General features: G+C 32.5%; 8 protein-coding genes. 2 read left to right on the plus strand and 6 right to left on the minus strand.

The features are described from left to right. Positions 1 to 13: 13 nt before the first annotated feature. The 3 genes from ddlB to BAQ48_RS17600 all read right to left on the minus strand — a co-directional run bounded on the left by ddlB (position 14) and on the right by BAQ48_RS17600 (position 3,601). Positions 14 to 928 (minus strand): D-alanine--D-alanine ligase, encoded by a 915-nt coding sequence (ddlB, locus tag BAQ48_RS17590; RefSeq protein ID WP_071712152.1) that lies wholly within the window; start codon positions 926 to 928, stop codon positions 14 to 16. Positions 929 to 932: 4 nt separating this feature from the next. Beyond that, positions 933 to 2,381: a MocR-like pyridoxine biosynthesis transcription factor PdxR gene (pdxR, locus tag BAQ48_RS17595; RefSeq protein WP_071712137.1), complete on the minus strand. Its 1,449-nt coding sequence runs from the start codon at positions 2,379 to 2,381 to the stop codon at positions 933 to 935. A 182-nt stretch (positions 2,382 to 2,563) separates the two neighbouring features. Continuing rightward, the gene (locus BAQ48_RS17600) at positions 2,564 to 3,601 is read right to left on the minus strand and encodes a homoserine dehydrogenase (protein WP_071712138.1); all 1,038 of its coding nucleotides are present in this window, start codon (positions 3,599 to 3,601) and stop codon (positions 2,564 to 2,566) included. A gap of 306 nt (positions 3,602 to 3,907) precedes the next feature. Here BAQ48_RS17600 and BAQ48_RS17605 point away from each other — a divergent pair, with 306 nt between their 5' ends. Then, on the plus strand, positions 3,908 to 4,249 hold the full coding sequence (locus BAQ48_RS17605) for a DUF3914 domain-containing protein (protein WP_071712139.1): 342 nt from the start codon (positions 3,908 to 3,910) through the stop codon (positions 4,247 to 4,249). Positions 4,250 to 4,325: 76 nt separating this feature from the next. Here the strand turns inward: BAQ48_RS17605 and BAQ48_RS17610 are convergent, their stop codons facing one another. The 3 genes from BAQ48_RS17610 to BAQ48_RS17620 all read right to left on the minus strand — a co-directional run bounded on the left by BAQ48_RS17610 (position 4,326) and on the right by BAQ48_RS17620 (position 7,741). Next, a complete protein-coding gene (locus tag BAQ48_RS17610) occupies positions 4,326 to 4,997 on the minus strand; it encodes a lipoprotein BA_5634 family protein (protein ID WP_071712153.1) in 672 nt (223 codons plus the stop codon). A 67-nt stretch (positions 4,998 to 5,064) separates the two neighbouring features. Continuing rightward, positions 5,065 to 6,996, minus strand: a complete 1,932-nt coding sequence (locus tag BAQ48_RS17615; RefSeq protein WP_071712140.1) for an FtsX-like permease family protein — start codon at positions 6,994 to 6,996, stop codon at positions 5,065 to 5,067. After that, positions 6,971 to 7,741 (minus strand): ABC transporter ATP-binding protein, encoded by a 771-nt coding sequence (locus BAQ48_RS17620; protein WP_071712141.1) that lies wholly within the window; start codon positions 7,739 to 7,741, stop codon positions 6,971 to 6,973. Before BAQ48_RS17620 ends, BAQ48_RS17615 begins: the two co-directional genes overlap by 26 nt. Before the next feature lie 805 nt (positions 7,742 to 8,546). Between BAQ48_RS17620 and BAQ48_RS17625 the strand changes: the two genes are divergently transcribed. Further along, on the plus strand, positions 8,547 to 9,224 hold a 678-nt coding region (locus tag BAQ48_RS17625), incomplete at its 3' end, for a transposase (RefSeq protein WP_278248818.1).

Consider the following 9,224-nt stretch of genomic DNA (forward strand, 5'->3'; position numbering starts at 1 on the left):
TTGTACAATTATCTTAAAATCCTTCTTCTTTTCTAACTTTTAACGATGTTTCAATTATCATATCTAATAGTTTACTATAATTAATGCCCGCCGCATCTGCACTTTTCGGTAATAAACTTGATTGTGTCATCCCTGGTAATGTATTAACCTCCATTACATATGGAATTCCATCCTTCACCATCATATCAACCCTTGCATAAACACTACATTTTAATGCTTTATAGCAAGCCAGTGAAGCTTTATTTACACGTTCCTTAATTTCACCTGGAAGTTCAATAACTTCTTCAATTGTACTCGTATCATCATATTTTGCATTGTAATCAAAGAACTCCGCTGCATGTCGAATCGAGATGATAGGTAACTGTTTCCCATCAAAAATGGAACATGTAATCTCTTCGCCCTTTATATACTTCTCAATTACTACTTCTGAATCCCATTCAAATACAGTTTCCAGCATTGAAATTAATTCATTTTTATTATAGACGATTTTCACGCCAACACTCGAACCACCAGAGTTAGGTTTTACCACTAACGGAAACCCTAACTTCTCTAACTCTTCAAGGTTTAGATCCTCCATTTTTGTAAGTTCAATCCAATCTGGCGTTTCTATTCCTTCATAACGTAAAATCTTTTTTGAAAGATTTTTGTCCATACATATACCGCTAGATAACATATTGCTACCGCTATAAGGAATACCTAAACTCTCAAGCGTCCCTTGAACCGTACCATCTTCTCCGTATTTTCCGTGTAATGCGAGCAGCGCAAAATCAATGTCTTTCGCTTTTTCAATTAAATCCATTTTTTCATTTAACGTAATTGGAACGATTTCATACTTACTTTTATCTAAATGTGCAATCATTTCATTTCCAGTCATAATTGATACTTGTTTTTCAGAGGATACTCCTCCCATAATAACGCCAATTCTCATCTTCTCAACTCCAAGTTTCATTTTTTAATGTATCACCAATTATTTGAATCCCGCTAACTATTTCCTTTTCTTTCAAACGTGAAAATCCTAATCGGAAAGTGTTTGCTCCTCCTCCGTCAGAATAAAAAACATCTCCCGGAGAAAACGTAACTCCTTTCTCAAAACACTTTTGTAAAAGTGTTCGGGCATTAATATGCTCTTCTAGTTCTATAAATAAATGAAGTCCACCGTCTCCAGTCATTCTTTTAAACGGAATGTACTGATTGCATGCTCCAACAGCTAACTCATATTTTTTCTTATAAACAGATCTTGCCTTTTTTAAATATTTCTCAAAATATCCTTCATGTAAATATTGAAAAAGAACAGCTTGATCTAAAGTAGATGTGTGAATCGTTCTTGCCCTTTTTACACTTTCTAAATAATGAATCAGTTCTTTGTCTGCTATAATCCAACCTACACGTAACCCTGGAAAAAGTACCTTTGAAAAGCTACTAATATAAATGACGTTATTACCAGCTCCAGCAAAAGTTAATAATGGTGCTAAATGTGAACCTGAATAACGTAATTCTTCATTAAATCCATCTTCTATAATAGGAATCTTATATTTTGAAAATAATCTCATTAGTTCCGTTCTTTTCTCCGAACTCGTAACAATGCCAGTCGGATTATGATAAGAAGGAATTAAATACGCAAAATCAAAATCCATTTCACGTAAACTTTTTTCTACTTCATGTGTATCAATACCATCATCATTCATATCAATCCCATGAACTTCAAGTCCATGCAAGCGAAAAAGCTTCAGTGCAGCATGGTGAGTTGGATTCTCACAAATAACACGCCCTGATTTCTTTGATAAAGAAGAGAGTACAATATCTAATCCTTCTGTAAATCCATTTGTAATTAAAATATCTTTGTTCGAAATATCTACACCTTTCATTTCCATATAATGAAGTAAATAATTCATTAAAGGTCGATAACCTTTTGCATATCCGTAATTCAATACGATATCCCCTTCAATGGACATACGAGTAAGAAAAGCTCTTTTGAAATTTTCAACATCAAATAGCTTTTCATCCGGTGCTATACTATTAAAAACAATCATTCCTTTTTCCCAGCGAACACCATGTTTCATTAAATCTAATTCATCCGCTAATGTGGTAACTGTATTAAGTTTATTTTTCCAATCTATTTCAACAGCCAAATTGTTAGATATATCAACTTTTGCAACAAAATTCCCTTTTCCTTTAACTGCATAAATGAGGCCTTCTTGTTCTAAATCCGCATAAGCAGCGAGTACAGTGTTTCTACTCACAGTTAATAATTCACTCAATTCCCTTGTTGATGGGATTTTTTGATCTCCTAACAAATGCCCTTTCATAATCATCTTTTTCAAATAATCTTTCAGCTGTATATAAACGGGTCGATCTTTGACGACTTTAAAATCTTTAAACAATTTCTTACCCCCTGCAATCATTTTTGCATATTTATTTCATTCTCAAAAGGTCCACTACATATGTATTTTCTATAATGGGCGGTACGGTCTTATAAAGTTCAACTAATCGCGTGTTTACGGGCAACCCGACTCCCGCCTAACTTCTCTGCTCCAGTCGAATTTTGAGATGGGAGTTTTACTGCTCACAAATTGCAGGACAAATCCTTTCGGTATAAGTTAATTACATCTTTTAAAGCAGCTGCTGCAGCCCCGCGCGGATTAGAAGCACCACCAATTGTAGTAATTTGTCCCATCGTATCTGTAAAGAACGTAATTCCTTTTTCTGTCCCATTTATTTTTGCTAGCGGGTGATCTTTCGCTATTTCGTATGGTTCAACATTTAGATTCACATTACCTTTTTCATCCTTATAAGCTGATGCTATTAATTTAACAATTTTATGTTGTTCCTTAGCATTTCGAATTTGTTCTCTTGTAACGTGCTCGATTCCTTTTATATGAATATCTGTAAGTGTATTCTCTACTCCCATTAAACTGTTTGTTAAAAGTAGCAATTTACACGCACTATCTGAACCACTCACATCTAATATTGGGTCTGTCTCAGCAATCCCTTTATTTTGTGCTTCTTGTAAAGCTTCTTCAAATTTCATATCTAATTCATACATTTTTGAAAGAATATAATTAGTTGTCCCGTTTAATATCCCCTCTATTTTCTCAATACTACAACCAGCTAAACTGAATTGCCCAATATCTAATGTTGGTAGTGCAGCCGCAGTTGCACCGCTATATCGAATTCGTACATTCGCCTGCTTTGCTGCTTCATTTATTTCTCTCCAGTTTGTAACGAGTGCACCTTTTGAAATTGCAACTATATCCATCTGTTTCTCAATCGCTTGCTCCATATATTGTTTCCCTGGATTTCCACTTTTAAGGTTTGTAACTGTTGATTCTACCAATACAGTACCACTTATGCTATTTGTTGCACGTTCTTTCGGATAATGTTCTAAATATTTTTCAATTGCAGCAGTACCACTGCCACACTTTAATAAGTGATGAATAGATAAACCTTCTTCATTATGTATTGCAACATTTCTACCTAATACACCGCTTACCACTAAATTGATTCCATATGTCTCATTTATAGATAAATGTTTTTCATTTAGTAATTTGATAAACTCTCTTCCTACTGTTCCATATCCTGATAATACAACTTGAATTTTCATAATATCCCCCCATATTTTTCTACCAAATCCCTCTTTCAATATAATATAAAGCACCCTCGAATTCCATCGAGAGCGCTTTATATTATATTTATTTCGATAACCGTCATAGTTTCGCTACAATTACTCTAATGATATTTACTACACCAACATTTTATTAGTAAAAAGTATAAATGGACATTTATGTTCTTCATAATAACTTGTAAATCTGATTATTTGAATTTATAATTAAATATAGTTTCCTCATATTAAACCAATCTATACATTATGAAAAACTATCTTCATTACATGAAAAGGAGGTAAAGCGATATGCACATCGGATTAAATACTCACACACTATCTCAACCTACTAAATTAACTCCTACTACTCTTGAGCGCAATAATATCTCTTCTAGTAAACTTGAAGATACAAAATTAAATGATCCAATCAAATTTGATATTCGTTCATCTGAAAAAGAAATGAAACAACCTGAGCATAAATTTAACGAATTGGATTTATGGAAGATGTTAAAAGATAAAGGTGTTCCTTTATGGATCATCCTTGAAATGCTACAAAAAGTTCGTAAAGAAAAAGAAGCTCAAAATAATTCGGTTCAAAATTCAAATGCAATTGAAGAAACGAGTGCGACACGATTAAATGAAGTAATGTAAAGTATAATATTTGATTGGTCGATAAACTAAAAAGAGTTCGAGTTTGATAAATTTTTTATCAAACTCGAACTCTTTTTTAAAATTTTTCTCCAATTGTTACAAACTGAAAAGATACTTCTCCTTCCAAACCTTTAATTAGTTTGTTTACTTTGACATTTTCATTAATCAATGTATTATCTGTCGACATTTTAGGTTTCTCGTCACCTATAGACTTTTTCAAATGCAGAAGTTGCATTGTCGTTTCATTTGCTTGTATTTCTTTATATACACTATTTTTCGCTACAATTACATACCATTGCGTTGGATACTTCCGCGTATTACCTATCCAAGCGTCACTATTATATGTAAAAGAAATCTCTTTTCCTTCTAATTCAATACTTTTCAAATTCTTTTCTTCTTCTTGCGCGAACAGTAACGAACCCTCTTTCGAGAATTTTGGTAACGTATTTATAGGTATAAAATTGGATCCATTATCTCGTTTACGAAAAACATTAGCTTTAATCAATGCTTGTGCGGTAGATTCATTTAAAATTAATACCTGTCCGTTTCCAAATTTACCTGTTTTCACAGAAAACAATTCATTTTCTTTCGTAATTTCCTGATAACGATTAATAATTGATGATGTATTATTTTCATCTCCAATGATTAATACACCGTTTGCAGGAAATGTGGAGTCCTTTTTTGAGCATGCACTAAAACTTATTAAAAGTAATATAGTTAATATCAAAATAGTTAAAGTTCTTCTCATCGCAGTTCCTTTCATAATTCAATTCATTTTTCCTATGCTTTTTTGTAATCTTTTTAGGTGAAATACTCTATTGCTCCATAGTTTTATAAAGCTTTTGCAGGTAACGCCAACGAGTTATAAAGAAATATAAACCTTGTATACATATAAATGAAATTAAAATAACGATAGAGCTATTTAAAATAGAAAAATCGACTAATTGTTGCAGCGCTATATATGCAACTACAGTATGAATCACTGCAATGATAATCGGTAAGAAGAACATTAATAATAACTGTCTCGTTACAACTTTTTTTAGTTCTCGCTTACTTAATCCCATTTTCGAAATCATTTTATACTGCTGTTGATCACGGTCCAAATCTGTATACAATCGGAAATAGATAAAACTAGCAGCGAAAGTAAAGAAGACTATTCCGACTAAAACACTTGCCATAAGTAATAATCCATTCATTTGCTTTGCTTCTAACAAATTTAATGTTAAAGCTTGAAAATAGAAATTACCTTCTTTTGCATCTTCATTGAATATACGATTTAATTGATTTGAAATTTCTTTCGTCTTTATCCAGTCATCTACAACAAATCCGTACGTACGATCTTGAACAACTACATCATCTTGATTGGGATTAAAAGGAATACGATCAAACACATGATCTTGAACCGCAATAAAAATACCAGTAGTATCATGTGGTAAAACTAAATTTTCTACAGCTTTTTTCACACGAAATGTCTTTGTCCAATCACCTTGAATGACTTCAATTTTCTTTTTATAATCACCATTTTTAAATTCTTGCTTGTGCGATACCATTCCAGGTATTAATAAAATTTCATCTTCTTTTTCAATTGTTTCTTGTTGATATCCAAGCGCTCTCGCAAGTCCATTATATTCACTTAACTTAATTATATATACATTACTTTCTGTATATATAAATGACGTTGCAGCCATTCGATACGGAATATTAGCATCAGAAAGGTGTTTTTTTATAATTGAGAGATGTTTATCCACCATCTTGTCTTTTTCAGGACCTACATAGAGAAATGTATACGGATTTGTCATCCTTACCAATTCTTTATTTCCAAGAGCAGCTGTTGTACCAATTGCTGTAAATGCAACTGCTGAAATAATAGATACTATAAAAAACATTGTTGCATTATCTTTCATTCGATAAATTAATTCTGAAAATGTTAATATATTTGTTCTCTTTAGAAAGAAAGCTTCACTTCTTTTAGCAAGATGTAATATGTAAACGCTACACTGTGTATATAAAAAGTACGTTCCTATAATTACTAGTAGTACACCCATTCCAAGTGCAATAAAGCTATGACTTGAGATAAATTGAAATACTGAAAAATATCCACATCCAATACTAATTAAAGATAGTAGTGATAATAAAATTGAAGCTTTCGGTTCAGGCTTTGGCTTTTCTTCTGCCTGTATAAGTTCCACTAGTTCTGTTACTTTTATCATTTTAAATGTAACTAGCGAAACAATTAAAAATAAGAAAAGAAACGTGATGACAGTTAATATTACAGCCTGCATTGGTATATAAAAAGGTAAACCATTACTTATCATTAATACACTTGCACTTATCAACAAAACTAGTTTGGAAAATATGAGACCTATGAGAATGCCTACACAAATCGAACCAAATCCAATTAACATATTTTCAATCAATAATAATTTTTTTAGCTGTCTCATTGACATACCTTGCATCATTAATATGCCAAACTCTTTTTTACGCGTTTTTAAAAATGAACCAACCGAATATAAAATAAAGAAAAATGAAAATATAAAAATCAAACCTTGTGAAATTGTAAATCCCATTTTACCCATTGCACTTATTGTTGCACTTGTCGATTTTAGCTCACCTTGTAAATCAGGATGAAATAATAGAAGAGCATACGTAAAGAAAATCATAATAGAAAATGCACTACTTAAAAAATGAGCTGCATAAGTACGCTTATTGCGAAAAATATTGTTAAATGCGAACTGACGAAAAGTCATGCCTTTTCCCTCCTAACAAAGAAAGGACATCCATAATCTTTTGATAAAAGGCTTGTCTGCTTTCACCACAATATATTTCATTATATAATTGACCATCTTTAATAAATATAACTCTAGTGCAGAAACTCGCTGCATAAGGATCATGTGTAACTAACATCATCGTTGCTTTTTCTTCTTTGTTAAGAGTATCTAGCATCTCCATTACATCATTTGAAGATTTAGAGTCTAAATTCCCTGTAGGTTCATCTGCAAGTAATAATTGCGGCTTATGCACGATAGCACGAGCGATTGCGGTTCTTTGTGCTTGTCCCCCTGATATTTCAAACGTTCTTTTACTCAATATATCTGCAATATTTAATTTTTCTGCAATTTCTTCCACTCGTTTGTTCATTTCTTGTATAGAAACACCATCTAACGTCATCGGCAATACGATGTTTTCCTTTACTGTAAGTGTGCTAAGTAAATTAAATGATTGAAAAACAAATCCTAATTGTTTTCTACGGAATAAAGCTAAACTGTCTGATGATAATTGGAAAGGATTTGTACCATTTATTAATAGTTCTCCCGATGTGGGAGAATCGATAGTAGATACCATATTTAATAACGTTGTTTTTCCGCTACCTGAAGGCCCCATAATTCCTACAAATTCACCTTCTTGAATTGATAAATCAATATCTACTAATGCTTTATAAGGTACTTTTCCTTTATATACTTTACTAATACTTTTTGCATGTAAAATTTCCATTTATATTCTCCCTTCATTTGCACTGCTTACTATAAAGTGTAAATGAATTGTTTTATAGCTCATATTGATTCATCTTTCATTTATCTTACACGCTTGTAAGATTTCTAAAAAAACAGATAATAAATACACTTTCAAACTATAATCGATGTATATCTATCTTATACTATTTGCATAGCGACATAAAATACAATGCTACATATCTCTAGTTGCCGAGACAACTTGTATTCTTTGTTAGCAACATGGCTTATATCAATATATTATAAAGAATAACTATATAACATCAAAACAATGAACAACAATTTATCAAATAGTACGAAGAAAAGCTCAGAGTCTTAGCTCTAAGCTTTTTTATAATGATTTTATAACATTATAGCTCCTGTTAAAGAGCAATATTTTTCATCTCATTATTACCCACCACGGATTATTAGTCTTCACTTTATCTTTTTCGGCAAGAAGACTCCATCTGGTTTGTGTTACGGGTGAGGCCCAACAATTCAGGTGGAATTGAATTGCCGTCAGCGGGTAGACGAAACAATTTTGTTTCTTTTGTCTTACGATATAATCTGTCCTAGATAAGGAGGGAATATATCGTAGGAGAACGAAATTAGATAATGATAATCATAATCATTTGTCTACTTGAACCAAATGGAATTAAGATGAAGAACATGTTCACATTTTGTTCCGTTCTAAATATTGATTTGTCAAAAGTAATTAACAGTTAAAAAATTATTTCTTCCCTAAGAAAAAACACGATCTTAGGAAAGAAATAATTGTAATGAACTCTCTGAGAAAGGTGGTGAAAACAATGGCTAGAAAGAAAGCAGTGAAAGTCTTACGGAAACAAAAGAAAAGAGAAACAGTGCAACGATTCACGCAGAAACAGAATATCGGACGAGCTTGCCTTACTGCAAAAGAATTTCGTTTACTGCAACGCATGTCACATAGCTCAAAAGCGTTGCGAAATGTTGGATTGTACACGATGAAACAAAGTTATTTGAACAATAACAGGATGGCTACTGTAAAAGAAGTGGACACTGCCATGCAAAATAATATGAACTACTCGGGCGTGCAATCAAACTCTGTTCAAGCGATTCGTAGAGCCTTATTTACAGAAGTGAAGAGCTTTTTCAAAGCGTTGGAACAGTGGAAGAAAAAACCTGAAACCTTCACAGGTCGCCCGAAGTTTCCGAATTACTCTCGCTCAACGGACAAACGAATCATTGAAATCTATCAAGTACCAAAAGTGGATGAGAACGGATATTGGATCATTCCGATGAGTGTTGCATTCAGAAAAAAATTCGGTTCCATTAAAATACGTATGCCTAAAAACTTGAGAAATAAAAAAATCTCCTACATTGAGATTGTACCGAAGCAAAAAGGTCGGTTCTTTGAGGTGCATTATACATATGAGATGCACGTTTCTCAAATGAAGAAACCACCCACGACCACTAGTAACGCTTTGAGTTGCGATTTAGGTGTAGAT

Source organism: Bacillus luti (assembly GCF_001884105.1).
GTDB classification, from domain to species: Bacteria; Bacillota; Bacilli; order Bacillales; family Bacillaceae_G; genus Bacillus_A; species Bacillus_A luti.